The following is a 25,377-nucleotide window of genomic DNA, read 5'->3' as shown; positions in this document are numbered from 1 at the left end:
ATTAAAAAGGGTAATAAGAGGGACAACAATGACAACAATACTGATAGATAACAAAAAGCAGAAACCCTCAAAAGTCGTGTGTGTAGGCCGAAATTATGCTGAGCACGTCAAAGAGTTAAACAATGCAATGCCAGACCAAATGGTGGTGTTTAATAAGCCGAGTACTTCGATTACTAACCAGTTAATGTCTTTTCATCAAGAGCCATTACATTACGAAGGTGAGATTTGCTTTAGCATTAAAAATGGTGAGATACATGCGGTGGGTTTTGGTCTCGATCTCACTAAACGGGAGTTACAATCTCAATTGAAAGCAAAGCAGTTACCTTGGGAACGTGCGAAAGCATTCGATGGCTCAGCTGTGTTAAGTAAGTTTGTTTCGTTAAAGAGCGGTAATTGGCAAGGATTGACACTAGAACTTTTGATTAATGGACTACGAGTACAAGCGGGTGGGGTAATGCATATGATGTATAGCCCTGATGATATTTTGAATGAAGTGAAATCTTATACCACCTTAAATAACGGGGATGTGATCATGACAGGGACACCAAGCGGCGTTGGTGTAGTACATGAAGGTGATATCTTTACTGCAAGAATAAAGCAATACGATCAACTATTGATTGAGACTCAATGGATAGCGAATTAAAATTTCTCACTCATCCAACAATAAATAATCGTTAAAAAAATGTTAATTCATTTGTTTTTGTTATAATGGTTAGCTTCATTTTTACCCTAAATTGTTGGTTTTTAATGTGTTTATTTTTTCTAACAACTGTAGGGTGTTAATTATTTGTAAATTAGAAAAACTAATGTGAACGCTGGTTATTTTTCATTGTTAACTTGTCTTTTGTACTTTTACTATACGCTCAAATTGATAGTTAAATTAGAGTGAGTACAAAGATGACACAAGCAATTTTAGAAACAGTTGCAGCACCATCTATGGATAAAAAAACCTACTCGGTTAACATCAAAGGATTGATGATGCATATTGTGGACGTATTATTTGGAGAAACCAAAAAGCCAGTTACTTCGGCTTATGATTCTTTATCATTATCTCCACATTTGCAGAAAGATCTTGGTTTATATTAATTAAAACTGAGTTCGACAAAGCATAACTAAAGAAGCTGGCCAGATGGTCAGCTTTTTTTTATGTTATTTTTGTTACTAAAAACAAGTCAGTGATTCTGTTGTGACTATAGTATCAAAGTAAATTACTAAAATTAATGGATTTGTTAGTCAATAGTTCTGTTGTTATTATTCCAACCCTTGTTTCTTTGTCATAAAGCTAGCAGAATGTTCTGCAAAATAACGTTAAGTCTTTTTATACCCAAATATATAAATTAGGATTGAAACGTTGTGAGTCTCTCCCCAAATAGCCAAATAAGTTCTCAAGATTACTAATGGCAATGGAAGGCAATAACAATAAAAAGCTTGGAATTGAATAGTAAACCAATTCACTTGCTTCATTAAGGACAAGATATGGACAATACTGCCACAGTTTCAACTCCTCATGTAGGAGATATCAGTGATAAAGTTTCTCTAATAAAAGCCCTAGGCCCTGGTGTCATGATGGCTTCTGCGGCTGTAGGTGGATCGCATTTAGTATCATCCACGCAAGCTGGTGCCATTTATGGGTGGCAACTTGCAGCGCTTATTCTGTTAGTAAACGTCTTTAAATACCCATTTTTTAGAGCTGGTGTGCAATACACAGTAGGAACCGGTCAGAGTTTAGTTCAAGGTTATCACCAAATGGGAGTTGGCTATCTGTGGTTATTTAACGTTCTCAACTTTGTATCTGCGTTTGTCAATATTGCTGCTTTGTTGATGTTTAGTTCGAGTTTGATGGGTTATTTCCTTCCAATCTCATTATCTATCTCAGTGATTGCTGGTGGTATTTTGGTCGTCTGCTTAGCTATTTTGGTCGCAGGGCATTTTAAAGCACTGAGTTCTTTATCTAAAGTGATCATGGGTGTGTTAGTGGTGACCACCGTACTGGCAGTGATGATTGCAGCAAGTAATGGCGCCGTTGCACCTGCCGAGTATCAAAGCCCATCAGCTTGGACAATGGCAGCCTTTGGATTTATTGTGATCATGATGGGCTGGATGCCTGCACCAATCGAAATTTCTTGTTTTAACTCGTTGTGGCTAAAGTCACAAAGCAAAGAACAAAAAGTGACGGCACGCTCTGCATTATTTGATTTCAATGTGGGCTATATCGGTACCGCTATTCTCGCGATAGTATTCCTATCCCTTGGCGCACTAGTGTTAAATGGTAGTGGAGAAACACTTAAAACTTCTGGTATTGGTTTTTCACACCAATTAGTCAGTATGTACACGGCATCTATTGGTGAGTGGTCTCGCTACCTTATTGCGGTGATTGCTTTCTTTTGTATTTTCGGTAGTACTATTACTTGCATCGATGGTTATTCTCGAGTGTTAACCGAAAGTACTTTATTATTAAGCAAAAAATCAGAAGAAAGCTATCCAATTGAAGCAAAACGTGTTTTAAATATTTGGATGGTGATTGTGAGCCTGTTGGCCTTTGCGATTATTCTATTCTTTACTTCATCATTAATGACGATGATGCATTTTGCGATGATCTTAGCCTTTATGACAACACCGATCTTTGCCGTTTTGAATTATAAATTAGTGACGAAAACTAATTTACCAGAACAACTTAAATTTACGGGTAAATTGAAAGTCTTGTCTTGGGTCGGTTTTGTTTATCTATTTGGTTTCCTAGCTGCCTTTATTTGGTGGAGTTGGTTTATGTAGGTTTCTATAACATAAGGAACGTTATGATAAAGCCTAAGTGGAATGAACTTAGGCTTTTTATTTGGTTGGTTTCTAAATGAGTGATGAACAATGCATTTAGTTAATTGAGCATTTGAATTCCTGCCGGAATAGAATCACCAAAGACTTTTTTCGATTCATCTTCGTTTAATGTTGTTACTTCTTTGACGAGTGTTATCCAAGTTGGTGTTGCACGACTTGTGGTCAGTTTGTCGATGATTTTCTCACGTATATCTTCATTAGTATCGATACTGCGGTCGCCAGTCTTTCGGCTCATCATCACCGCGGCAAAGCCAATCATTGGCTCTTGCTTCCAGTCTAAATCAAGCATTTTTAATAGCCATTGGTTTACTTGTGCAACAGGGACAATATTGTGCTGGCTGCCATACATTTGGGTGCGTGAGGCTAAGCGGCCTAATGCCCACCAGTGTGCCTGTACATATTCGGAAGACTTTTGCGCACGGCTTAGATACCAATTAGAGAGTAAGATTTTATCTTCACTGTCTAAATGTTCTAGCGAGGCGGATAGACGAACCATGGCTTCATATCCATGTTCAGTTGCTTCTTTGCCCGTTCCTTTTCCGCGATGTGCGCCGGGGTGTAGGTACTTCGCAATATCGGCCAAAATGGTTTCTTGCTGCTCCTGATTTAATCCGCCGGCAATCCGACGCCAGAAAATCCACCAATCCGACCAAGTTTGGTGCGAAGGAAATTGAATACCTTGCTGATATAACGCCCATGTTTGTTCGCAGCGCCATTCATCGGTTGGATCACCAAAGCCCGGGCGTAGAGCAAAACCGGCTAGACGCAACCATTGCTTTTCATGAGCTTCCGAACGACGACGACGTTTTTTTCCTAAAGCAAACGTATCAAATAACTGGCGTAGGGTGGCAAAATCCCACTGTTCGCGTTTGCCGAGTTGTTTTTCGAGATCTTTGCTAAGAGTTTTAATTAATTTGGCGTTGTCCGATTTTTTATTAGCAGAGTAGGCGGCTGAAATCAGTGCTTTCGCTTGTTCTAGGCGAGGGTGAGCTTGGACTTGCTCAAATTCTTCATGTTTGCGGGTATCGAATTCGAGTAGCCAACGTTGATTGTCATTTGTGGTGCTGACACATTCAATTTTTAAAGTACCGACTTCGGTAAGTTGGCAAGCGAGCATGACTTCAACACGATCTTTCTGGTTAGCTTGCAAGTTCTCACGCGCTTGGCTGCCTTCTAATGTTGCAATATAAGGCGGTAGAGGCTTGAATGCAGCGCGCTCTAAGTTGGTTTGTACGTTGAGCAACAAACTATTTTGAGGAGGCGTTAAAGATCCGCTGGCATCAATAAATTGCTCTTGGGTTGAGGTTAACAAATCAATTTGAATCGGTTCGCCAAGAGTTAATAAAAACTGGCGACCATTAAGGCGAATTTCTTGGCCTGTATCGGTACCTTTGGATAAAACACATAAGGCTTTTGACGCTGAAACATTCTTTTGTTTTAGGTGTAAGAAGTATGATCGAGCCGAACCGCCACCAATTTTAAGTTGCGCACCATGGCGAGCTTTGGCATAAGCGACTGCACCAAAAGCGACCGATAAATCAGGACTCGGGTTATCCAGCAAAGTAATCGGAGCGCCATGCCATTGGCTGAGTAACTCAACCATGCGGTTTTCGACTAATTCACTATTAAACACGCCACCATTTAGTAATAGCCCAGTAGGTGTTTTACCGTCGGGAGAATGGTTTTGGATAAATGCTGCTAAATGGCGGCTGATCGCAGCATCCGCAGCATAAGGTAGACCAAATTCAACGACAGCGGTTTTTCGTTGCTGCGGCATTTCGTCTGGCTGAGTTAAAGGAAAGAAACCATCGATAACAATTTGATGGATCTCTTGCTTAGTAATTGGCGCGCTTTTTGTTCCACCAATCAAGCGAGAGCCACTGCCGAGTATGGAAATCTTGGCTTCTTCTGCCGCATCAGGACGCAATAAATCTTCTTTCACTTTACGTGTTTGTTGGATCAGTTTCATCAACGACGCTGCGTTCAGTTTTTTATTTTGATTTAAACGCTGTTCAGCCAGATGCGCGAGGGCTAAATCGATATTGTCGCCACCTAGCATAAGATGATCACCGACCCCAATACGGTTCAGTGTGAGTTGCTGTTCTTGATATTGGGCTTCAATTAAGCTCAAGTCGGTCGTACCACCACCAACATCACAAACGAGTATCGAAGGGATATCTTGCAGTTGTGCTGAAGCGGTGTCGATATGACGGCTATACCAGTCGTAGCAAACTGCCTGTGGCTCTTCCAATAAATGAATATGTTGTAGACCGGCTAATTGAGCCGCTTTTAAGGTAAGGTTACGAGCGGTTTCATCAAAGGAGGCTGGGATGGTTACGACCACTTCTTGGTCTGCTAGCTTGTGGTTCGGATTATGATGATCCCAGCTTTGACGGATATGATTTAAGTAACTGGCACTGGCAAGCAGTGGAGATACTTTTTCGACGTTATCTGAGCCAGACCAAGGTAGGATTTCAGACTCTCGATCCACCGCATCATGAGATAACCAACTTTTGGCGCTGGATACTTGGCGGCCTTCAATTTGCGCACCTAATTCACGGGCCCACTCACCAATAATGACTTGTTCTAATTCACCTTCAACCGGTTGTAGATCCCAAGGTAGTGACATATCCGATGATTGAAATTGCCCTTGAGTAGGATGAAAACGAAAAGAGGGAAGTAGTGGTTTACGTACAACTTCACCCGGGCCAACGAGCTGGTCGATATCGAAAATATTGACTTTGCTTTTGGTTAAATCATCCTGAATTTCACAGTAGGCAAGCACACTGTTGGTGGTGCCTAAATCAATTCCAATTAGGTAATGGGCATTTGATTTGATGGGAGAATTCATGATGTTTTCCTAAAGAAAAGTAAAAACAAAAGGGCACTGAATGAAAGAGTTATTATATACCCAAGTCAATGCCCCTAGTTAGTGTGAGTAGAGAGTGTAGTGATTCGTTATTGTTGACGAACGCTAAACTCAACCAGCCATTTTTGGCCATTATCTTTGGCGATGGCTTCAAGTTCTAAGGTACCAATTTCAGTAATGGTCGCTGCTATGTTAACCACGACCACGTCACCAACATTTCGACCTTCTTTGGCATCGAGTGTGACTTGAATTTCAGGGAGCTCTTCGAGTTCTTCTGGTGCCCAATAATCCAAATGAGTGCCGACTTCATCTTCGCGACGAGTTGTCGAGCCATAGAACTGGAATTGAACGGGTTGACCAATCACTAAACCAAATTCTTGGCTAGAGAGCTCAACGTGGCTGCCTTCTTCCATACCAAATGGCGCAACGCAGATCGCTTCCATTGGTGGTGCCATGCCCGGAATGGCTGGCATCGCACTTTCTATACCCACATAGTAGCTGCTTGCGATACCGCCGCGAATACGGACACCACTGTTATTGTTTTCCATATTATGTCGAACAAAACCGTAGTAACTCGCACCACGAGCCACGGCTAAATCAAGGTCGACACCTGTTAGCGCTTGTGTTGGCTCATTATTATCTTGGGTTAACCAAGCATTGATAATACCAAGCAGGCGCTCTGAAATAAGATCAGATTTTAATACGCCACCATTAAATAACACTTTAGTCGGCTTAATAAAGCTCGAACCATCTTGCTGACTTTGACGAGATAAGAACGCGGCGATATGACGAGTAATACCCGCATCTTGCGCATAAGGTAGGCCAAGTTGGGTTAACGCACTGCGAGCCGATTGTACAGGATGTTCGTTGACAGCCACTTTCGGGAAGAAGCCTTCAAGCAGAGTTTGCTCGACATCTTGCTGAGTGAGTTCGGTTTTAAGTGTACTCCCTAATAGTTTCGAACCGCGACTAGGGACGACGATAGGTACGGAAGCTAATGTGCGATCGTTTAGCAATGCCTCTTTTGCGTCACGGCATAGGTGCGCCATGGCTTGTACTTGCCAAGGTTGTAACTGTTTGCCTTGCTGAGCAAGAGTCATTTTTAAGCGGTAGGCGAGCGCTAAGTCCATATTGTCACCGCCAAGCAAGATATGCTCACCAACGGCAATACGTTCTAAGGCAAGGTTGCCGTTTTGTTCAGTGACAGAAACTAACGATAAATCTGTGGTACCACCGCCGATATCAACAACTAAAACCAGATCACCAAGTTCTACTTGTTCACGCCAAGCTGCGCTATTGCTGTCAATCCAACTGTAAAGTGCCGCTTGAGGTTCTTCCAGTAAGGTGACATGTTGAAAGCCCGCATTACGTGCTGCTTCTGCAGTTAATTCTTTTGCAGCAGGATCAAAGGACGCTGGAATAGTAATGGTTACTTGCTGTTCACGTAACGGAGCATCTTGATGTTGATGATCCCAAGCGGCCATTAAATGTTCTAGATAAAGCTGTGTGGCTTTCAATGGTGATACTTTTTGTACTTCGTCATCACTGCCTTGCGGTAAGAAAGCGTTACGACGGTCAATGCCACCATGACATAACCAACTTTTGGCACTCGCCACTAAACGCATTGGCGTTTTATTGCCCATGTTGCGAGCTATACTACCGACGAGCGTATTGGTCGTTGAACTTGTCCAAGGTAGGGCGCTCGTACCTGAAGCCATTTCACTGTCATGCGCTTGATATAAAAATGAAGGCAGTTGATTTAATGAATCGACTTGGCCTTGCGCAATTAATTGTGGCACTGCGAAAACATTGACTTGTGGTTCACCTGAATCGATTGGGCAATACGACAAAACACAATGGGTAGTACCTAAGTCGATACCGATAAAATATTGACTAGTAGACATTACAGCTCAACCTCTGCTGGTGCTAATACCTTGGCATCGTAATTTTCAGATAGCTTAGGTAGGGTGATGGTATCGGCTTTCCAACCTTTATGAATAAGGGTGCCAGTGAATGGTGCTTGGCCAGATACATTACCGGTTAAACGAACTTCTTGTGCGTTAAAGCCTTCTTCAATAGTAATGCGAGTTTCTTCGTCTTCTGCGCGAATTTGGCTTAATTTGAAGTGATCCGCTAATACTTTTTGTCCACCAATATGAATCACACGAGCCGCTGCGCCGACTTCTTCATCACTAAAGCCTGTTAGGTCTTCGGATAAGAAATCAATTAAACGTGCTTCTTGCTGGAAAATAGACATTAACTGAAGTGCGGAGTCAGTTGGGGCGCTTTTTAACTTAGACTCAACCTCAACAATTTTCTCAACCACTTTTTCTACTTCTACAACTTTTTCAACTTCAACGATCTTCTCAACAGGCTTTTCAACTTCAACAATTTTTTCGACTGGTGTCTCGACGATTTTTTCTACGGTTTTTGTACGTAGACTGAGTAATAGAAACAATACGGTTGTGGAAGCCAAAATGACATGGAATAAATCGATAGTGGTTGGGATTGCCGATAAGTCGAAAGTCATGATTATTTTATCTCTTGGTTAAATTTGATTCTAAGTGATCATATTAGGGCAATATCAGAATATGCAAGCGAAAGCCCAGTATTTTTAATGGGACGTATTTTACCATAAGCTGCGTGAATTCCAGTATAGATTAAGCATTTAAGGAAGTAGAGCAAAGGTGTTTGGCTTTTTTTTAACCGCTGACAAACTTGTAGTAGAAGTAAAATGGCTGATTTAGGTAAATCTCCCTGTTTATATTGAATTTAGGTCGAGAAAGCAGAGATTCTTCGTTAGAATCCTTTTTAAGGTTTTGATGGAAAAGATAGTGTATGAATTACAACAGAGTCGTCTGTTTCGATTTGGAAATGTGTTGCTGGAATGTCGATGGTGTGGGCACGACCGGTGAAATTATTGAAGTAGGTTTAGCAGAGATTGACCTTATTAAAGGCGAGATCGTTAAGCGTGCTCAATATTACGTGCGACCTGAACATGATGAAATTTCTGCATTTTGCTTTGAGCTAACGGGTATTACGCCACGTAAAGTACAAAAACAAGGCCGCCCGTTAGAAGATGTTTTGAAATCTATGATCAAAAACTTTGGTGGCCCTAATAAGATCTATGCAGCTTGGGGACATGATGATGAGATTCTGCGAAAAGAGTGTTCAGAAAAAGGTTTAGACTTCCCTTTTAAAGAGTTTTTGAATCTCGCGACGTTATACCGCATGAAATATCGACTCAAAGACAAAAGAATCGGTCATAAAGCGGCGCAAGAAAACTTGAATATAGAATGGGAAGGGCGACAGCATTCAGGTTATGTGGATGCGTATAATTTAGCAAAATTAGCTCTGGCAATTTTATAACCTGATCTCTTAACATCTTTGCGCTGATTAATATTCTTGAATCATAGATTTAAGTGACAAAAAGCCCGCTAGTTAATATTGAACTAGCGGGCTTTGTTTATTTTATATTGTGAGCAATTGCTTGTTGGAACGAGTACTAAGCGTTAACTTCATCAAACTCTTTATTGATGTCTTTCTTATCACCTAGTAAACGAGAAGTGATAGTACCTGCCGTCATCGATCCACTCACATTAAGGGCGGTACGTGCCATATCAATTAATGGTTCAATCGAGATAAGTAAAGCGGCAATTGCTACAGGTAGCCCCATTGCTGGTAGTACGATTAATGCTGCAAATGTTGCACCACCACCGACACCGGCAATACCAAATGAGCTGATGGTAATGATCGCCACTAAAGACAGAATAAAGTTCACATCCAGTGGGTTAATACCAACTGTTGGCGCAACCATTACTGCCAGCATTGCAGGGTAGATACCAGCACAACCATTTTGACCAATAGTGGCACCAAAGGTCGCTGATAAGTTAGCAATCGCTGGTGGCACTTTTAATTTGGTTATTTGCGCTTCTACGTTCAGTGGAATCGTCGCGGCAGAACTGCGAGAAGTAAAAGCAAATGTTAGGACTGGCCAGATTCGTTTAAAGTATTCTTTAGGACTCACGCCAACCAAAGAAACTAATAAGCCATGCACAAAAAACATCAATAAGATCGCCACATAAGAAGCCACGATAAAACCAATTAAACTTAAAATGTCATTGAGGCTAGAAGTGGCAACCACCTTGCTCATTAGCGCAGCAATACCGTATGGCGTTAATGCAATGATCATTTTAACTAGACGCATAACGATTGACTGAACGGCTTCAACAAAGGTACGAATTGGTGATTCAAGATCTTGTTTTTCCTTCATTACAAGACGAGAAGCAATACCCACTAAAATCCCGAAGATGACGACAGCAATGATTGATGTTGAACGTGCACCAGTTAAATCTGCAAATGGGTTGGTCGGAATAAAGCTCACTAGCATTTGCGGAATCGTTAAGTCAGCAACGCTACCCATGCGATTTTCTAATACGCTCATACGAGCCGTTTCACGTACGCCTGCTGATAAACCTTCCGCAGATAAACCAAATAGGTGAGCAACGGTAATACCAATTAATGCAGAAATAGCCGTAGTGAAGAGCAGTACCGAAATGGTTAAGCCACTAATTTTTCCAAGTGAACCAGAGTTGTCGAGTTTGACAACTGCTGAAATCATCGAAATCAATACTAATGGCATGATCACCATTTTGAGTAAACCGACATAGCCACTGCCGACAACATTCACCCAATCGAGGGTGTTTTTGATAACCGGATTACCTTCGCCATAAAATATATGGATAAGTAAACCGTAAGCGCTTCCAAGCACAAGTCCTAATAAAACAAGGCGAGATAGAGTGCTAGATTTTCTTTGTTGTTGAAATAAAAAGAAAAGAATGCACACAAATACCGCTAAGTTAGCGATAACCGCAAGTGACATAATTGAATCCTTAAACTGGTTTGTTTACAAAAGGGGAGGAATGTTTCCAATTATTTGTAAATTTACAGCTTGGCTTCACAATTGCAAAGCCAATTAAAGTATGTGTTATGACGTTTTGTTATATAAAAAAGAAAACTATCAGTAACAACTATGCACAAGTGACTTCAAAATGCAGAACTCAGAACTATCATCCAAGCCTTTAGACAAGGAAGATTAGCGAAGGAATGCATGGTTGGGTGCTATGTCAATCAATCAAGGCTAACCAGATCCCAACACCAATCATCAATGTACCAGCAATACGGTTGAGAAACTTAACGTTATCTCCGCGGGTTAAAAACAAGCGTAGGCTTTTGCCGCCAGTTGCATAGGCCATCATTGAAATGAATTCGGTCATTAAAATAATACTAATCAAGACAACCATCTGGTGGGGAACCGATTTGTCGACATTAATAAATGGCGGCAAGAGTGAAATCATAAATGCCCAACCTTTTGGATTGGCAATCGCAGTAATAAAACCTTGGCTCATTAACTTTAGGCGGTCGGTAGGTTGAGTGGATTGGCCAATATTCAGGGACATTTTGCCTTTATTGAGCCACATATTGATACCAACCCAAATAAGGTAGGCACCACCAATCCATTTTAATGTTAAAAATAAATTAGGGTAATTTAACATTATTGCCGCAACGCCAATCACTGCTAATGATGCCACTAAGGCCACGCCTGCAAGTTCTCCAACCATCATCCAAAGCGTGCGTTTAATTCCAACACTCATACCCAATGTTAAGGCTAGTGTCATGCACATTCCTGGTGTAATGGACACAAAGAAAAAGGTAGGAATAAATGCGGATAAGAGTGCGTAATCGAGCATAACCGAGTCCATTTGAAAGGCAATTTTTTACTTTAATAGAATTCGTAAAAATAAGAAAGTGTTGAGTTATTGATCTAACCATAATGAATTAAAGAAAATCAGTAACATATTAAGTACAAAATTAACTTAATGCAGTAGAATAGCCAGTCTTATCGCTACTTTAAGTAACCACTAATTTGGATATGACTATTCACATACGCGCCGCTTCACAAAAAGATTTACCTCAACTGGATGAGCTAATGTTTCAACTTCACCAGCACCATCATGAGTCATGCCCCGAATTTTTTAAAACCTCAGAAGAAATTGAGCAAGAAAAAAGTATTGGCCGCTATTTAGATTCTCCTGAATGCTTAGTGTATGTCGCGATAGATGCTTCAGATTCAGTTGTTGGTTTTGTTACCGGGCATTTTTGCGAACTCGTTTCGACGGTAAGTAAAGCGATACCTATGGGTAACATTGATGAGTTATTTGTCATACCTGAATATAGAAACTTAGGGGTAGCGGCACAACTGTTGGCTAAGATAGAACAAACCTTAGTTGATTACGGTGTTCAGCAAATTTTTGTTGAGGTCTGGGCGTTTAATCAAGCTGCGCGATCTTTATATAATAAGTTAGGCTTTGCTTCACATATACATTGGCTTAGGAAGTCGGTAATTTAATGGTATTCAAATTAGGTAAGCGAGTGAGTAAATATTTAATTCTGATCTTGTTTTTTGTGTCTTCATTTATTGTGTCCGCATCAGAAGAAACGAAGATAGAAACAGTGTCTCCTCATATTAAAGGAGCTTTATGTTTTATAAAAGCCGATGATCAAGTCGTGTTTGTCGATGAAGTTTTTACTAAAAAACTGTCTCTTCCCGGAGGAACTATTGCTGTAAATGAAGCCCCTAATAAGACTGCAGAAAGGGAAACATGGGAAGAAACGGGGCTTGTTGTTACGGCTAAAGAAGTATTAACCGAGACTGAAACGGCAGTTGTTTATCACTGTACGCCAGATTCGGGGGTGATTGCTTTTACAGCAAGAGATGAACAAGGATTTCATACTTTACCAGCTTGGTTTGCCCCAGATTTTCGTATTGAAGTGAATAAAGTGTTATTGGCCTATACCGATAGTATCGTTCCACAACAATATCGCTACCCTGAGCAGTATGAACAACAAGTGTTAAATCATGATGTTCCTAATGCACCAATTCAATATATTGATTCTGCTATCAGTGCTGCGCCCCCAGTTCATCAGTTTGAATTATCGATTATTCAAGCTATTCAATCTAGTATTATTCAGTTACCAGAGGCAATATCGAATGTATTGATAAGTAGCCTTAAAATAATCAATTTGTCATCGAGTATTTTGGGGATCTTATTCTTGCTGCCAATCTTAATTTATTACTTTGGCGGTAAATCGATTCTACATATGACGTTTATTGGTATTGTGACGGTGTCAATAACATTACTTATTCAGCTTGGTTTAAAGTACCCCCGACCATTTATTTATCAACCTTCATTACAATTTAGTGATCCACTTGGTTTTAGTACGCCTAGTATACGTGCTGCACTCAGTGTGGTGTTAATTGGTTATCTGTTCCATGTATGGCGAAAAGTCTACGATTATGATTCCATTTGGGGTTACTTATTTGGCGTTATTGTACTGACCTTAGTACAAGGAATATCAAGTGTTATTCTTGGTGAACAATTTGCCTCGGATGTTTTATTTGGTTATGTAATAGGATTATTTACATTGTGGCATTATATTCGTTTAGAAAGTAAACCATCGATCACAATGAAACTTGTGATGCAGAATCCGGCGCTATGGTGGGTATCATTTATCGGTTTAAGTGTTTTAGCTTATCAATTTCATTCAATACAGCTGGCGAATATTGCTGCTGTCACTTTTGCGTTATTACTTTCATTACCAAGCTTGTTAAAAGTACAACGCCTTCATACGCCTTATTTAATCATAAAGTTAATTATATGTTGGTTAATTGGGGGGGGGATTTTATGCGCTCAATCGCTCTGGTTTCCACAGTTGGTACAAAGTTCAATTAGTGGTTATTTTGCCCAGTGTGGCCTTTGGTTTGTTTTAACCTACATGATCCTTAAAATTAGTTGTATCGGCAATAACCAAACAATAGAGAAATCCTTATGACATCAAAAGCCGTCGTCGTTTTTAGTGGTGGACAAGATTCAACCACTTGCTTAGTTAAAGCCCTCAAAGAATTTGATGAGGTGCACGCCATTACGTTTGATTATGGGCAAAGACACAAACTTGAAATTGAAGTTGCCCAATCCTTAGCGAAAAAGTTGGGCGTTGCGGCCCACAAAGTGATGGATGTGAGTTTATTAAATGAACTTGCGATCAGCTCGTTAACTCGTGATGACATTCCAGTTTCGCATGAACTACAAGATAACGGTTTGCCGAATTCTTTTGTACCGGGTCGGAATATCTTATTTTTAACCCTTGCGGGCATTTACGCTTATCAAATCGGTGCTCAAAATGTGATTACTGGCGTATGTGAAACGGATTTTTCTGGCTACCCTGATTGTCGTGACGAGTTTGTGAAGTCGATTAATCAATCTTTAGTGTTAGGTATGGATCGTCAATTTACGATTGATACTCCATTAATGTGGCTTAACAAAGCAGAAACCTGGGCATTAGCAGATCAATTTGATGCGTTAGATCTCGTAAGAAATGAGACACTCACTTGTTATAACGGCATGATTGGTGATGGCTGTGGTGATTGCCCAGCGTGTGGTCTTCGAAAGGCAGGTTTAATCGATTACATCGAAAATCGAGATGCTGTGATGGCGGCTTTAATCGCGAAGCAATCCTAATAACTTTACGTTACCTAAGACTAAATAATCTTGCTGTAAAAAAGCCCTTCAATATGAAGGGCTTTGTTTAATATAGTTATCTATTTGATTTAAAGGTATAGTTTGGCTAGATCACTAGGCTCAACTTCTTTACCTTCAAGTTGTGCATTCCAGTTAGTACCAATTAAAACACCATCTTCTGAAAGAGTGATTAACCAGTCTTCAACAAAAATGTCTAACGGGATTTCTAGTACTTCAAAATCAGACCATTCTTCAACATTGTGCATTTGAGCATCTTCTTTCGATGACCAAAATGGCATAACTTCACTATTCTCAAACTCTGATGAATCACAAGCTAACCAGCCATCTTCGTTTTTAAGTCCCCAAACCAATTTCGTTTCTTGAGTTTCTTGTACGAAAAGATCAAGATTAGCTTGAATGTCCGATGTTAATTTTGACATGTTATTACTCTCTACTGTGAGTTTGATAAATTGATTAATGAGCTAGGTATATTGTAACTAACGTTGCGTATGAGTACAGAATAGCCATTAAATTACCTGACAAGCAAATCCTTTAAGGTAAAAACCTTCAGGGTAGGCACTGTCTACTGGATGATCGGCGGCTTGTCCAAAACGTTCAATAAATTGCATTTTACGACCAGCATCCAAAGCTGCGTCCGCTAAAATTTTCTGGAACAGGTTTTGCTCCATAAGCCCCGAGCATGAATAGGTCAGCAATGTGCCGCCCGGTTTTAGAATCTGCATAGCAAGCATGTTGATATCTTTATAGCCGCGGCAAGCCCCATTTAATTGTGCTTTTGATTCGGCAAATTTGGGTGGATCCATGATCACGACATCAAATTTAGTGCCATTTTCACGGTATTCACGTAATAGTTTGAAAACATCAGCATTTAAAAATTTAGCTTTCGATATATCAAAGCCATTGAGCTCTGCGTTGGCTTTTGCGTTATCAAGCGCAGGTTGTGACACATCAGCATTTACAACGTGTGTCGCGTTACCTTTTAATGCATAAAGCCCAAAGCCACCAGTGTAAGAAAAACAGTTGAGTACGGTTTTTCCATCGACATATTTCATGGAAAGCTGGCGGCTATCACGCTGATCTAGGTAGAAGCCTGTTTTATGGCCTGATTTAATATCTACCTGGATTTTTACGCCGTTTTCTTCAATGACAACGACATCCGGTGGTGTATCGCCATGCAATACGCCTTGGCGCTCTTTTAAACCTTCTTTCTTACGAACCGATACATCAGATCGCTCGTAGATGCTGCAAGTAGGGTAGACCACTTTTAATGCTGCAATAAGCTCTTCACGCTTCGCTTCTGCGCCTGCGCTGAGTAATTGGCAAACTAAGAAATCTTGGTAACGATCAATCGTGATCCCTGGCAGACCATCAGATTCACCAGCAATGAGTCGATAACCCGTTAACCCCCCACGTTCGATAATCGCATTACGCATGCCTTGCGCATCCGTTAAGCGTTTAATAAAGAAATCAGTATTAATTTCTTCTTTTTCAAAACTCCAAACGCGAGCACGTATTTGTGATTGAGGAGAAAATGCAGCTTTTGCTAACCATTGGCCTTGGTTGGAATAGATATCTACCGTTTCCCCTAATTGTGGTTTTCCATCGATTTTTTGAATACCACGAGAAAAAACCCAAGGATGGCGACGAAGTAGAGATTTCTCTCTGCCTTTTACGAGATAGATAGCTGATGACATAGTTAGAAATTGCCTGAAAAAAATGAATGTTCTATTTTCATGGAATGTGAGGCGGAAAGCAAATGAATACAGGCAAATGTTTCGTATTAGCGCCATTATCACTAAACTGATAACTGAATGATTAATAGTAAAGGAGTGGATTATGGCCGAATCTAATCGGATGTTTATAGTATCGGGTAGGGTACAAGGTGTTGGCTTTCGTTATCAGACCGCCCATCATGGTTTAACTCTCGGGTTAACGGGGTATGCTAAAAATCTGAATAATGGTGATGTCGAAGTTTTAGCTTGTGGCAATGAGCAAAAGGTGGTTGAGTTTTATGAGTGGCTAAAGCAAGGTCCAAGGACAGCTTATGTTGAATCTGTAAAAGAAGTAGAAACAACGCTTATTACTGAAAGGGATTTTGCTATTTTGTAGTGATTGAGCGTAATCCCTCTCTATTGAAGTTACGGAATATTCTTTATAAGCACTTTGCAGGCTTGGGTAAACCAGCTAATTTTGTTGCTTGTTTCGCTGGGCCTTTTCGAAATAGAGTAAACAGATATTTACTATTACCTTTTTCTGGACCATGCTCTTTTGCCATTGCTTTAACTAGCATCCGAACAGCTGGAGAAGTGTTGAATTCGAGATAAAAATTGCGCACAAATAGAATGACTTCCCAATGTGCATCAGTAAGTTCAATCCCTTCTTGCTCCGCGATCATAGGGACGAGGTCTTCTTGCCAATCTGTGTGATTTAAAAGGTAGCCTTCTTTGTCTGTTTCTATCGTCTTGCCATTATATTGATACATTTCAACCGTCCTGCCGCGTGCACTACTTGAATATATTTCTAATCATAATAGCAATCAAACTCTGAATCTAATGATATTACGATTCAGGCTTCTAGCTGCTTTAAATATACCCAAGTAACTTCAAGGTGCGAGTTTCAGCAAGAGGAAAACAAGTTTTAGGCAAGGCAAATAGAACATGATCATAGTTATTCAATCTCTGTTCAATTTAACGCAACATAAATCTTGTTTTAACTTGCCCTTCGGGAGCTTTATCCAAACCTCTTCTTTTTTATAAGAGATAGGCAGTGTCAGATTAGTTTGAAAGGTACCTACATTCCTTCGCCAATCTTCTTTGCTTAAAGGTTTGGATGATAGCTCTGAATTCTGCACCTTGACGTTACTTGGGTATAGGGACAAAAAAGCCTGAAAGTTTCCCTTCAGGCTTTTGAATGGTTTTAGTATCAGTTTATTGGCAAATTAATCGCGGCTAGTAATACCTAAGATGCTTAGTAAGCTGATGAAAATATTGTAAATAGATACGTAAAGAGTAATGGTCGCTGAGATATAGTTTGTCTCGCCACCACGTACAATACTTTGCGTTGTGAGCAATATTGCACCTGTTGAGAATAAAACAAACATTGCGCTTAATGCTAGGTGGAACATTGGGATTTGGATGAAGAAGCTTGCAACCATACCCACGATTAATACAATGGCACCTGCCATCATAACGCCATTTAATACTGATAAATCACGTTTAGTGGTTAATGCATAAGCGGATGCCGCCATGAAAGATAAAGCCGTACCACCAAGAGCAGTAACAATAATATCGCCCATTCCAGCGCCAACGTACATATTCAGAATTGGACCAAGGCTATAACCTAAGAAACCTGTAAATAGGAAAGCAAATACAAGACCTAAGCTAGAGTTACGGTTTTTCTCTGTTAAGAAAAGCAAACCATAGAAACCAACTAACATTAGAATGATACCTGGGCGAGGTAAGTTTAGCGCCATAGATACACCCGCTACCACTGCAGACCAAAGTAGTGTCATAGACAATAAAAAGTAAGTGTTACGTAACACTCGGTTGGTTTGTACAACGCTTTCGCTTCTTGCGGTGCGTGATGTTAGTGGACTGTTCATAGTTTCCCTCGTTAATACACTTGATACCGATAGCATAACCATTATTTGATTGCAGGGTTACTGCTATCGGATTACTTAAAAATAGACTAAGTATCTTTAAGTACATTAATGGTGCTTAAAGTTCACTTTTTCAAGGTTTTTATTTAATAACCTTTGTATTTATTCTACGGGAATTTCCTTATATCTGTCAGGTGAAGTTGTAACATGATATGAAAATAAAAGTGCTGTTTACGCCTCTTTTAATGTTACCCAGTCTAATTTGATAGAATCGTCCATGCTTTGTAAGAAAGGTAGCATATCTTCTAGAGCCGCTAATTGAGATTGACAATGGCAGTATTCTCTTAATACCTTATTAACTTGTTGTTCATCTTGGTAGGCAGAGGTCACTTCTTGCACTTGGGAATGTGGGATCTTGGCAAATAAAAATGCTTTACTGATGCACTCTTTCCACTGCAAATTAATCAGTTTGTTGGTTTCGTCGGTATCAAAAGCGAGATATTGAGTTTTGTCATTTTGATTACGAGAAACGGCATAGCATAGTTGGCTTTCTTTTCGCTCAGATAATGTTTCTATACTTGCTTTTAGCCATGATGCACTATTAAAGCGAGAGGCTATTTTAGATTGCTTGTTGAGGGGCAACCCATATAGCTCAACTTCATATTTTCCTTTCGAGCCATCGACTAGTGCGCCTAGAGTCGATTGCCAAAATGAAGCTTGATAGTGTGGCGTAGCAGTGTTTATTCCTAGGTATTCAAATAATAGTGATTCATCTAAAGCGGCTGGAATAGACTGCAAAATCGCGACAATATTATCTTCTAACTTCAACTCTGGTGAGCAAAAAATAAAATCTTGCGCGGTAATATGACGAGATTCTTTGTCGTTTAACAGCGCGAGTCCATACTTCTTCATACCCTTTGGTATTAACCACTCAATATTTGTATCAATGTCCTCATACCAGTGACTCGGTAGGTTAGCTATGTCGCAAGTGACAGAGAAGAAACCTGTTTCTAAGTCATAGCACTTTGAGGATAGTAAATATTGAATAAAACCATCGTGTTTAATAGATGTGACGTTTAAAAGTAATTTGGCGCGTTGGGTCTGTAAACTCATACTGCTTTAGGCCTATCTCTATCGGTAAAGTGATTTGCATTTTAATCAGCCTAAAATGTGACGGCTATACACCTATGACATCTTGGTACTTTTTTGAGACGCAGTTTGAAATATCTAATTTATCAATTACATCGGTTGCTTACCCCCCACTTGAGTCTGATTGGGTATATCACAATTACTTCTTTTCATATTCAATACTCGACATCTGATTTTTTAGTTGCGTCGCAAAAGGAATGTATCCATATTTTTAATGCTGTTTTTGTTTCATGTTTCAGAACTAACCTCTAGATGATTATCAACAAATAAGGAATGCATCTATGTTAAAACGGAAATCATTTATCATAGTGCTTGGCGCGTTATATACCTTGCCAAGTTACGCCAGTATGAATATTCAACCGGATCCTGAAAATCCGACAGGCTATATAGTCGATCGCACTGAAATACAAGCAATGGAGCAACAAAAAACGTCAGATCCTATGTATGCTATTTGGTCTAAGGCGTTAGAAACCAGAGATAATGCTATTGTTGAGGCGATTGAACCGGGTGCGAGTTCTAACCCAGAAAATGTTAAGAGAGTTGAGCGTGTTTTCCCTCAATCTGACTGGGATTTCTTAACTCAAATGGCAGCGCCAGAATATACCTACACGCGTTTTTTGCGGGCGATAGGCAAGTTCCCTGCATTTTGTGGCGAGTACACCGATGGGCGTGACTCTGACGCAATTTGTAAGAAGTCGATTATTACGGCATTTGCTCACTTTTCACAAGAAACTGGCGGTCATATTTCCAAAGATAATATTTCCGATAATCCACTTGCGCTAGAAGAGTGGCAGCAAGCACTGGTGCATGTTAGAGAACTGGGCTGGTCTGAAGGTCAAGCAGGGTATACCACAGGTTGTGGGCAAGATGATTGGCAAAATAAGCGTTGGCCATGTGCAGCCGGTGAAGGCTATTTTGGTCGAGGTGCCAAGCAACTTTCTTATCATTTTAATTATGGCGCTTTTTCTGAAGTAATGTTCGACGGGGATGCGACGGTATTACTGAATAACCCGGGACTAGTTGCGGATTCATGGCTTAACCTTGCTTCTGCTATTTGGTTTTTCTTAACGCCACAAGCGCCAAAGCCTGCGATGTTGCATGTTATTGATCGAACTTGGAAGCCATCTCAGCGAGAACTCGATGCGGGTATTGGATATGGTTTTGGTACTACTATTAACATTATTAATGGTGGGATTGAATGTGGTGAGCAAAATAAAGAGAAAGGTCAGCCAGTAAATCGTATCCGTTATTGGGAAGGCTTGGTGGCACATTTTCAAATTCCTATTGAAAGTGATGAAACCAATACTTGTTGGCAACAGACGCCTTATGGAAGCTTGAATTTAAATGGTACGACGGATGTGCTGTACACAAACTGGGATGGTAATTGGAAATACTATTCTGATCGTCCAGGCGGTTATTCATTTGAATGTGAGTTGGTTGGTTTCCAAACTGCTTATTCGGCACTGGTTCCGGGAGATTATGAAAAATGTGTCACTAACTTCTATGGCTCTCATGCAGGTTGGCCAGAAGTAAGAGTCGTTGATGAGCTTGAGCCAGTCTCACCCGATCCGGTTGACCCCCCAGTTGATGGTGTAGATTCATGGGACGCGAGTAAGGTTTATACTGGCGGCGACCAAGTGAGCTATCAGGGGGCGATATATCAAGCAGCATGGTGGACGCAAGGAGATACACCAACCAGTGGCGGGCCTTGGTCATTAATGAATGGTGAGGTGAATGACGGTGGGGATGTCGAACCTAATCCTGAACCAACCCCTGATCCTGAGCCAATACCAGATCCGACTCCGATTGAGGATTATATTGTTTGGCAACCAGGTGTGACTCAAATAGCTAACGGTGAAAAAGTGAGTTATCAAGATAAGTGTTTTATTGCCAAAAATGGCCCGGGAGTTTGGGAATCACCAATACAATCAAATTGGTTTTGGGATGAAATTCAATGCCTCTAGTTGATTAGAATAATGAGTTAAGAGATAGATAAACTAAAAAGCCTTAGCAGTGTGAATTGCTAAGGCTTTGTTTCAAATATAGTAGCGTTTAAACGATGAGATTAATGATGCAGTATTTGGCTTAAGAAATTAATGGTACGGTCTGATTGAGGGTTTTCGAAAAACTCTTTCGGGTTGTTTTCTTCAATAATTTCTCCAGCATCCATGAATATGACACGGTCTGCAACTTCTTTAGCAAAGCCCATTTCATGGGTTACACATAGCATCGTCATGCCTTCGCCCGCCAATTCAACCATTACGTCAAGTACTTCACGTACCATTTCAGGATCGAGCGCAGAAGTAGGCTCATCAAATAACATTATTTGTGGATTCATACATAATGAACGAGCAATCGCCACACGTTGTTGCTGACCACCAGAAAGTTGCCCAGGGTATTTATCGGCTTGGTCTGGGATTTTTACCCGTTCTAAATATTTCATGGCAACTTTCTCTGCTTCCGCTTTTGGCATTTTCTTTACCCAAATAGGCGCTAGGGTGCAGTTTTCTAACACCGTTAAATGTGGGAATAAGTTAAAGTGCTGAAAACACATCCCAACTTGTTTACGGATGGCTTCAATATTCTTCAGATCGTCAGTTAGCTCGGTACCACCTACATTAATGCTTCCTTTTTGATGCTCTTCCAAATGGTTAATACAGCGAATCATGGTTGATTTGCCAGAACCTGAAGGGCCACAGATAACGATTTTTTCGCCTTTTGTTACTTTCAAATTGATATTTTTCAGTACGTGGAATTCACCATACCATTTATTCATATCATCAATTTGGATCATGTAGTCTTGTTGTTGAGTCATAATTACTTCCTTGAATGCTTCTATCTTCCAAGAGATCTATACCAATTGTATTAATACCAATTACATTAATTATCTCTTATGGCCAGTATGGAGTTTGTTTTCTAAATAAATGGAGTAGCGGGAAATCCCGAAACAAAATACCCAGAACACTAACCCAACAAACACATAACTCTCAGTTGAATAACCTAACCAGTCCGGGTCGTTATTCGCAGCCTGGCCGATACCTAGTACGTCATACATACCAATGATGAGAACAAGACTGGTATCTTTCAGTAGTGATAAGAAGTTATTTACAATAGATGGAATGGTGATTTTTAATGCTTGTGGTAACACAATTAATCCCATTTTTTGCCAATATGACAGCCCAAGTGAATCGGCTGCTTCGTACTGGCCTTTAGGGATCGCTTGTAAACCACCTCGTACAACTTCTGCCATATACGCTGAATAGAACATCACCACCCCGATTAAGGCTCGAATGAGTTTATCGGTTTGAACACCATCAGCGAAAAAGAGTGGCAACATGACTGAAGCCATAAATAAAACAGTAATCAGTGGAACGCCACGCCAAACTTCAATATAAGCAATACTCAGCTTACTGATAATTGGCATTTTAGAACGTCGTCCTAATGCTAGAACCACACCAATCGGTAACGAAAGAACGATACCTATGGTTGAAAGGATTAACGTAACCAGTAGGCCACCCCATTGGTGAGTATCAACCACTGGCAAACCAAACATCGAACCTTCAAGTAGACCCGCCATTAAAATAGGGTAGGCACTACCAAAAAAGATAAAGATCCAAGTCCGTTTCGGCGTTTTTTCGTAAGCCATCAAGACAACAAGAATGGCAAGTGTCCAGTAAAATAGCTTAGGTCTCCACAGTTCTGCTGCTGGATAAAAGCCGAACATGAACTGATCCCAGCGGACGCTGATAAACACCCAACATGCACCGGTACTACTACATGCATCTCGAGTTGTGCCTATCCAATCTGCGTTGATGATTCCCCAATCTACAATTGACCAAATTGTTGTCACGGCAATATAAGCCATCACTAGGGTCAAAAGACTATTAAGAGGTGTACTAAACAAGTTTTTGCGTAACCAACCGATAAGCCCGACAGTATTAGCCGGTGGCGGGAGGTCAGGTAAAAATTGGTGCTGTTTCATCTAAATTCTCCGCTTGTTATCTTTCTACTAACGCAACTTTGCGGTTATAGATGTTCATGAGCCATGACGTTAATAAACTTAATCCTAAGTAAACTCCCATCGTCATAAAGATGATCTCAATAGCCTGGCCGGTTTGGTTGAGCGTTGTGCCAGCAAAAACCGAGACAAGATCGGGGTAGCCAATTGCCATTGCTAATGAGGAGTTTTTGGTTAAATTCAAATACTCACTAGTAAGGGGAGGAACGATGATTCGCATCGCTTGTGGAATAACAACTAATTTTAGTGTTTTTGATTGCGATAAGCCTAAAGCGGTTGCGGCTTCTGTTTGACCATGACTGACAGCTTCAATGCCTGAGCGAACAATTTCAGCGATAAAGGCTGAAGTGAATATGCCTAGAGCAAGCCATAAAGCGAACAATTCAGGCAATACGGTAATGCCACCTTTGAAATTGAAGCCTTTTAATTCAGGGTAATCTGCCGAAATTGGCATTCCCATAATGAAATAAGCGACAAGTGGTAAGCCGATACATAAGCTTAAAACAATTCTAGTAACTGGCGTTTGTAACCCTGTCACTTTCTGTCTGTTTTTAGCCCAGATATACACACCAATGCTGAGCACAACCGCAAGAATAACCGCAGCGCCGATTAGCCAACTACCAGATTCAAAGATCGGTTTTGGTACATACAAACCACGTATGTTGAGAAATATAGCTTCGCCTAAGCTGAGACTTTGTCTTGCGGAAGGTAGGGCTTGTAGAACCGCAAAATACCAGAATAGTATCTGCAGTAGAGGGGGGACATTACGAACAATTTCTATGTATACCGCAGCAAGACGATTGACCATCCAGTTGGACGACAAACGCGCTATACCGACAGTAAAACCAAGAATAGTTGCTAGGATGATACCGAGAAAAGATACTAAAACAGTATTGAGTAGGCCGACGATAAAGGTGCGACCAAAGGTATAGGTTTCATCATATTCAATTAACGCTAGGCTGATACCAAAGCCAGCCTCACGATCGAGGAAACTAAAACCTGTGGAAATACCACGGTTATTCAAGTTATCGATAGTATTATTAATGATGATATAGAAAAAGTAACCAAGAACTAGCACGGTTATAAGCTGAAAAGCAATCGAGCGGAATCTTGGGTTATAAATAAGGTGAGAAAGGGAGCTACCAGATGCTGACTGATTGACTGCTTTCTCAGATTCATTAGGTTTCATACTGCGTAACCTCAAAATCATTGAAAAAAAAGGGCGGCAGAAACCGCCCTAGTCCAGAGTATTATGAAGTTATGTGTATTAACGAATTGGTGGCGCGTATTGGAAGCCACCTGCGTTCCAAAGTTTATTTACACCACGGTCCACTTTAAGTGGTGAACCTTGACCGACAGTACGTTCAAACATTTCACCGTAGTTACCCACTTGCTTAACGATTTGGTAAGCCCAGTCATCTTTTAGTCCTAGACCTTCGCCTTTGGGACCATCAAGACCTAAAATACGTTTCACGTTTGGATCATTAGATTTTTTCATCTCATCGACATTTGCTTGAGTTATGCCATATTCTTCGGCATTGATCATGGCAAATAATGTCCACTTAGCAACGTTAAACCATTGGTCATCACCTTGACGTACGACAGGGCCTAATGGCTCTTTAGAAATGATTTCAGGTAAAACGGTTGCAGAACTTGGATCTTTTAAGTTCAAACGTAGTCCGTAAAGTTGAGATTGGTCTGAAGTCAAAACATCACACCGGCCGGAATCGAAACCTTTAGAGGTTTGGTCCATTGTGTCAAAGACAACTGGTTTGTATTCCATACCTTTTAATCGGAAGTAGTCTGCAAGGTTAAGTTCAGTCGTAGTACCTGATTGAACACAAACAGATGCGCCATCAAGCTCAGTTGCGCTTTTAACGCCAAGGTCTTTCTTAACCATGAAACCTTGACCATCGTAGTAAGTCGTTCCAACAAAGTTAAGACCTAGTGAACCATCACGTTGAAGTGTCCAAGTTGTGTTACGAGATAGAACATCTACCTCACCAGATTGTAAGGCAGTAAAACGTTCTTTTGCGTTTAGTGGAACGTATTTTACTTTAGATTTATCACCTAATACTGCAGCAGCAACCGCTTGACAATATTCAACATCAAGGCCTTCCCATTGGCCTTTTGAGTTGGGGTTTGAAAAGCCAGCAAGGCCAGTACTTACACCACATTTTAGTTCATTCGCTTTTTGTACATCTTGCAGTGTGCCGGCAAACGCTGTATTAGCCATCATTGCAGCAGAAACTGCGACTGCTGAAGCGAGAAGTTTAATTGATTTTTGCATGTGTATCCTTCCTGTATACGT

The 25,377-nt window shown here is 40.6% G+C and carries 23 protein-coding genes; 9 read left to right on the top strand and 14 right to left on the bottom strand.

Annotation, left to right across the window (positions count from 1 at the left end; genetic code table 11):
- The first annotated feature begins 28 nt into the window (after positions 1-28).
- From ACN0T8_RS10660 to ACN0T8_RS10650, 3 genes are all read left to right on the top strand, one after another.
- A complete protein-coding gene (locus tag ACN0T8_RS10660) occupies positions 29-643 on the top strand; it encodes a fumarylacetoacetate hydrolase family protein (RefSeq protein ID WP_417880605.1) in 615 nt (204 codons plus the stop codon).
- A gap of 254 nt (positions 644-897) precedes the next feature.
- Entirely contained in the window at positions 898-1,086 is a 189-nt protein-coding gene (locus ACN0T8_RS10655; RefSeq protein ID WP_417880604.1) for a hypothetical protein, read from the top strand.
- Positions 1,087-1,476: 390 nt separating this feature from the next.
- Entirely contained in the window at positions 1,477-2,772 is a 1,296-nt protein-coding gene (locus tag ACN0T8_RS10650) for an NRAMP family divalent metal transporter (protein WP_417880603.1), read from the top strand.
- 100 nt (positions 2,773-2,872) lie between these two features.
- Here the strand turns inward: ACN0T8_RS10650 and ACN0T8_RS10645 are convergent, their stop codons facing one another.
- The 3 genes from ACN0T8_RS10645 to ACN0T8_RS10635 all read right to left on the bottom strand — a co-directional run bounded on the left by ACN0T8_RS10645 (position 2,873) and on the right by ACN0T8_RS10635 (position 8,231).
- Positions 2,873-5,683 carry an Hsp70 family protein gene (locus ACN0T8_RS10645; RefSeq protein ID WP_417880602.1) on the bottom strand — a complete coding sequence of 937 codons (2,811 nt, stop codon included), beginning with the start codon at positions 5,681-5,683 and terminating at the stop codon, positions 2,873-2,875.
- 107 nt (positions 5,684-5,790) lie between these two features.
- On the bottom strand, positions 5,791-7,605 hold the full coding sequence (locus ACN0T8_RS10640; RefSeq protein ID WP_417880601.1) for an Hsp70 family protein: 1,815 nt from the start codon (positions 7,603-7,605) through the stop codon (positions 5,791-5,793).
- On the bottom strand, positions 7,605-8,231 hold the full coding sequence (locus tag ACN0T8_RS10635; RefSeq protein WP_417880600.1) for a DUF2760 domain-containing protein: 627 nt from the start codon (positions 8,229-8,231) through the stop codon (positions 7,605-7,607). The genes ACN0T8_RS10640 and ACN0T8_RS10635 overlap by 1 nt, the downstream gene beginning before the upstream one ends.
- Positions 8,232-8,539: 308 nt before the next feature.
- Between ACN0T8_RS10635 and ACN0T8_RS10630 the strand changes: the two genes are divergently transcribed.
- Entirely contained in the window at positions 8,540-9,070 is a 531-nt protein-coding gene (locus ACN0T8_RS10630) for an exonuclease domain-containing protein (protein WP_417880599.1), read from the top strand.
- A gap of 136 nt (positions 9,071-9,206) precedes the next feature.
- Here the strand turns inward: ACN0T8_RS10630 and ACN0T8_RS10625 are convergent, their stop codons facing one another.
- Together ACN0T8_RS10625 and ACN0T8_RS10620 are read right to left on the bottom strand one after the other, a co-directional pair.
- Positions 9,207-10,583 (bottom strand): L-cystine transporter, encoded by a 1,377-nt coding sequence (locus tag ACN0T8_RS10625; RefSeq protein WP_417880598.1) that lies wholly within the window; start codon positions 10,581-10,583, stop codon positions 9,207-9,209.
- Positions 10,584-10,827: 244 nt separating this feature from the next.
- On the bottom strand, positions 10,828-11,451 hold the full coding sequence (locus ACN0T8_RS10620) for a LysE family translocator (protein ID WP_417880597.1): 624 nt from the start codon (positions 11,449-11,451) through the stop codon (positions 10,828-10,830).
- A gap of 182 nt (positions 11,452-11,633) precedes the next feature.
- Here ACN0T8_RS10620 and ACN0T8_RS10615 point away from each other — a divergent pair, with 182 nt between their 5' ends.
- From ACN0T8_RS10615 to queC, 3 genes are read left to right on the top strand one after another with little or no spacing between them, the layout of a single operon-like run.
- Positions 11,634-12,110: a GNAT family N-acetyltransferase gene (locus ACN0T8_RS10615; protein WP_417880596.1), complete on the top strand. Its 477-nt coding sequence runs from the start codon at positions 11,634-11,636 to the stop codon at positions 12,108-12,110.
- Between the two features lie 23 nt (positions 12,111-12,133).
- A complete protein-coding gene (locus ACN0T8_RS10610; RefSeq protein WP_417880595.1) occupies positions 12,134-13,594 on the top strand; it encodes a bifunctional NUDIX hydrolase/phosphatase PAP2 family protein in 1,461 nt (486 codons plus the stop codon).
- Positions 13,591-14,280, top strand: coding sequence for a 7-cyano-7-deazaguanine synthase QueC (gene queC / locus ACN0T8_RS10605; RefSeq protein ID WP_417880594.1), 690 nt, complete (start codon positions 13,591-13,593; stop codon positions 14,278-14,280). Before ACN0T8_RS10610 ends, queC begins: the two co-directional genes overlap by 4 nt.
- An 89-nt stretch (positions 14,281-14,369) precedes the next feature.
- Here the strand turns inward: queC and ACN0T8_RS10600 are convergent, their stop codons facing one another.
- Both ACN0T8_RS10600 and ACN0T8_RS10595 read right to left on the bottom strand, forming a co-directional pair.
- Positions 14,370-14,720, bottom strand: a complete 351-nt coding sequence (locus ACN0T8_RS10600; protein WP_027696508.1) for a DUF2750 domain-containing protein — start codon at positions 14,718-14,720, stop codon at positions 14,370-14,372.
- An 87-nt stretch (positions 14,721-14,807) separates the two neighbouring features.
- Complete coding sequence (locus ACN0T8_RS10595; RefSeq protein ID WP_417880593.1) at positions 14,808-15,995, bottom strand: class I SAM-dependent methyltransferase; 1,188 nt, start codon at positions 15,993-15,995, stop codon at positions 14,808-14,810.
- Between the two features lie 142 nt (positions 15,996-16,137).
- Here ACN0T8_RS10595 and yccX point away from each other — a divergent pair, with 142 nt between their 5' ends.
- A complete protein-coding gene (yccX, locus tag ACN0T8_RS10590) occupies positions 16,138-16,410 on the top strand; it encodes an acylphosphatase (RefSeq protein ID WP_417880592.1) in 273 nt (90 codons plus the stop codon).
- A gap of 43 nt (positions 16,411-16,453) precedes the next feature.
- Here the strand turns inward: yccX and ACN0T8_RS10585 are convergent, their stop codons facing one another.
- The 3 genes from ACN0T8_RS10585 to ACN0T8_RS10575 all read right to left on the bottom strand — a co-directional run bounded on the left by ACN0T8_RS10585 (position 16,454) and on the right by ACN0T8_RS10575 (position 19,012).
- Positions 16,454-16,783, bottom strand: a complete 330-nt coding sequence (locus tag ACN0T8_RS10585) for a TusE/DsrC/DsvC family sulfur relay protein (protein ID WP_417880591.1) — start codon at positions 16,781-16,783, stop codon at positions 16,454-16,456.
- 456 nt (positions 16,784-17,239) lie between these two features.
- Positions 17,240-17,902, bottom strand: a complete 663-nt coding sequence (locus ACN0T8_RS10580) for a Bax inhibitor-1/YccA family protein (protein ID WP_417880590.1) — start codon at positions 17,900-17,902, stop codon at positions 17,240-17,242.
- Between the two features lie 228 nt (positions 17,903-18,130).
- On the bottom strand, positions 18,131-19,012 hold the full coding sequence (locus ACN0T8_RS10575; protein ID WP_417880589.1) for a hypothetical protein: 882 nt from the start codon (positions 19,010-19,012) through the stop codon (positions 18,131-18,133).
- A 317-nt stretch (positions 19,013-19,329) separates the two neighbouring features.
- Between ACN0T8_RS10575 and ACN0T8_RS10570 the strand changes: the two genes are divergently transcribed.
- Complete coding sequence (locus ACN0T8_RS10570; RefSeq protein WP_417880588.1) at positions 19,330-21,012, top strand: glycoside hydrolase family 19 protein; 1,683 nt, start codon at positions 19,330-19,332, stop codon at positions 21,010-21,012.
- 101 nt (positions 21,013-21,113) lie between these two features.
- Here ACN0T8_RS10570 and ACN0T8_RS10565 read toward each other — a convergent pair whose 3' ends face one another.
- The 4 genes from ACN0T8_RS10565 to ACN0T8_RS10550 form a co-directional block, all read right to left on the bottom strand.
- The gene (locus tag ACN0T8_RS10565) at positions 21,114-21,863 is read right to left on the bottom strand and encodes an amino acid ABC transporter ATP-binding protein (RefSeq protein ID WP_417880587.1); all 750 of its coding nucleotides are present in this window, start codon (positions 21,861-21,863) and stop codon (positions 21,114-21,116) included.
- A gap of 69 nt (positions 21,864-21,932) precedes the next feature.
- Positions 21,933-23,030: an amino acid ABC transporter permease gene (locus tag ACN0T8_RS10560; protein WP_417880586.1), complete on the bottom strand. Its 1,098-nt coding sequence runs from the start codon at positions 23,028-23,030 to the stop codon at positions 21,933-21,935.
- Between the two features lie 16 nt (positions 23,031-23,046).
- Positions 23,047-24,255 (bottom strand): amino acid ABC transporter permease, encoded by a 1,209-nt coding sequence (locus ACN0T8_RS10555; RefSeq protein ID WP_417880585.1) that lies wholly within the window; start codon positions 24,253-24,255, stop codon positions 23,047-23,049.
- A gap of 78 nt (positions 24,256-24,333) precedes the next feature.
- Entirely contained in the window at positions 24,334-25,356 is a 1,023-nt protein-coding gene (locus ACN0T8_RS10550; RefSeq protein WP_417880584.1) for an amino acid ABC transporter substrate-binding protein, read from the bottom strand.
- Between the last annotated feature and the right edge of the window lie 21 nt (positions 25,357-25,377).

Source organism: Vibrio sp. (genome assembly GCF_048266485.1).
GTDB lineage: Bacteria > Pseudomonadota > Gammaproteobacteria > Enterobacterales > Vibrionaceae > Vibrio.
The sequence above is the reverse complement of the archived record's forward strand: the minus strand, read 5'-3'. Positions and strand labels throughout refer to the sequence as shown.

Bases quoted from the DNA above. Each gene is read 5' to 3' on its own strand.
- ACN0T8_RS10660 (WP_417880605.1), top strand. From the start codon at position 29: ATGACAACAATACTGATAGATAACAAAAAGCAGAAACCCTCAAAAGTC.
- ACN0T8_RS10655 (WP_417880604.1), top strand. From the start codon at position 898: ATGACACAAGCAATTTTAGAAACAGTTGCAGCACCATCTATGGATAAA.
- ACN0T8_RS10650 (WP_417880603.1), top strand. From the start codon at position 1,477: ATGGACAATACTGCCACAGTTTCAACTCCTCATGTAGGAGATATCAGT.
- ACN0T8_RS10645 (WP_417880602.1), bottom strand. From the start codon at position 5,683: ATGAATTCTCCCATCAAATCAAATGCCCATTACCTAATTGGAATTGAT.
- ACN0T8_RS10640 (WP_417880601.1), bottom strand. From the start codon at position 7,605: ATGTCTACTAGTCAATATTTTATCGGTATCGACTTAGGTACTACCCAT.
- ACN0T8_RS10635 (WP_417880600.1), bottom strand. From the start codon at position 8,231: ATGACTTTCGACTTATCGGCAATCCCAACCACTATCGATTTATTCCAT.
- ACN0T8_RS10630 (WP_417880599.1), top strand. From the start codon at position 8,540: ATGAATTACAACAGAGTCGTCTGTTTCGATTTGGAAATGTGTTGCTGG.
- ACN0T8_RS10625 (WP_417880598.1), bottom strand. From the start codon at position 10,583: ATGTCACTTGCGGTTATCGCTAACTTAGCGGTATTTGTGTGCATTCTT.
- ACN0T8_RS10620 (WP_417880597.1), bottom strand. From the start codon at position 11,451: ATGCTCGATTACGCACTCTTATCCGCATTTATTCCTACCTTTTTCTTT.
- ACN0T8_RS10615 (WP_417880596.1), top strand. From the start codon at position 11,634: ATGACTATTCACATACGCGCCGCTTCACAAAAAGATTTACCTCAACTG.
- queC (WP_417880594.1), top strand. From the start codon at position 13,591: ATGACATCAAAAGCCGTCGTCGTTTTTAGTGGTGGACAAGATTCAACC.
- ACN0T8_RS10600 (WP_027696508.1), bottom strand. From the start codon at position 14,720: ATGTCAAAATTAACATCGGACATTCAAGCTAATCTTGATCTTTTCGTA.
- ACN0T8_RS10595 (WP_417880593.1), bottom strand. From the start codon at position 15,995: ATGTCATCAGCTATCTATCTCGTAAAAGGCAGAGAGAAATCTCTACTT.
- yccX (WP_417880592.1), top strand. From the start codon at position 16,138: ATGGCCGAATCTAATCGGATGTTTATAGTATCGGGTAGGGTACAAGGT.
- ACN0T8_RS10585 (WP_417880591.1), bottom strand. From the start codon at position 16,783: ATGTATCAATATAATGGCAAGACGATAGAAACAGACAAAGAAGGCTAC.
- ACN0T8_RS10580 (WP_417880590.1), bottom strand. From the start codon at position 17,902: ATGAACAGTCCACTAACATCACGCACCGCAAGAAGCGAAAGCGTTGTA.
- ACN0T8_RS10575 (WP_417880589.1), bottom strand. From the start codon at position 19,012: ATGAGTTTACAGACCCAACGCGCCAAATTACTTTTAAACGTCACATCT.
- ACN0T8_RS10570 (WP_417880588.1), top strand. From the start codon at position 19,330: ATGTTAAAACGGAAATCATTTATCATAGTGCTTGGCGCGTTATATACC.
- ACN0T8_RS10565 (WP_417880587.1), bottom strand. From the start codon at position 21,863: ATGACTCAACAACAAGACTACATGATCCAAATTGATGATATGAATAAA.
- ACN0T8_RS10560 (WP_417880586.1), bottom strand. From the start codon at position 23,030: ATGAAACAGCACCAATTTTTACCTGACCTCCCGCCACCGGCTAATACT.
- ACN0T8_RS10555 (WP_417880585.1), bottom strand. From the start codon at position 24,255: ATGAAACCTAATGAATCTGAGAAAGCAGTCAATCAGTCAGCATCTGGT.
- ACN0T8_RS10550 (WP_417880584.1), bottom strand. From the start codon at position 25,356: ATGCAAAAATCAATTAAACTTCTCGCTTCAGCAGTCGCAGTTTCTGCT.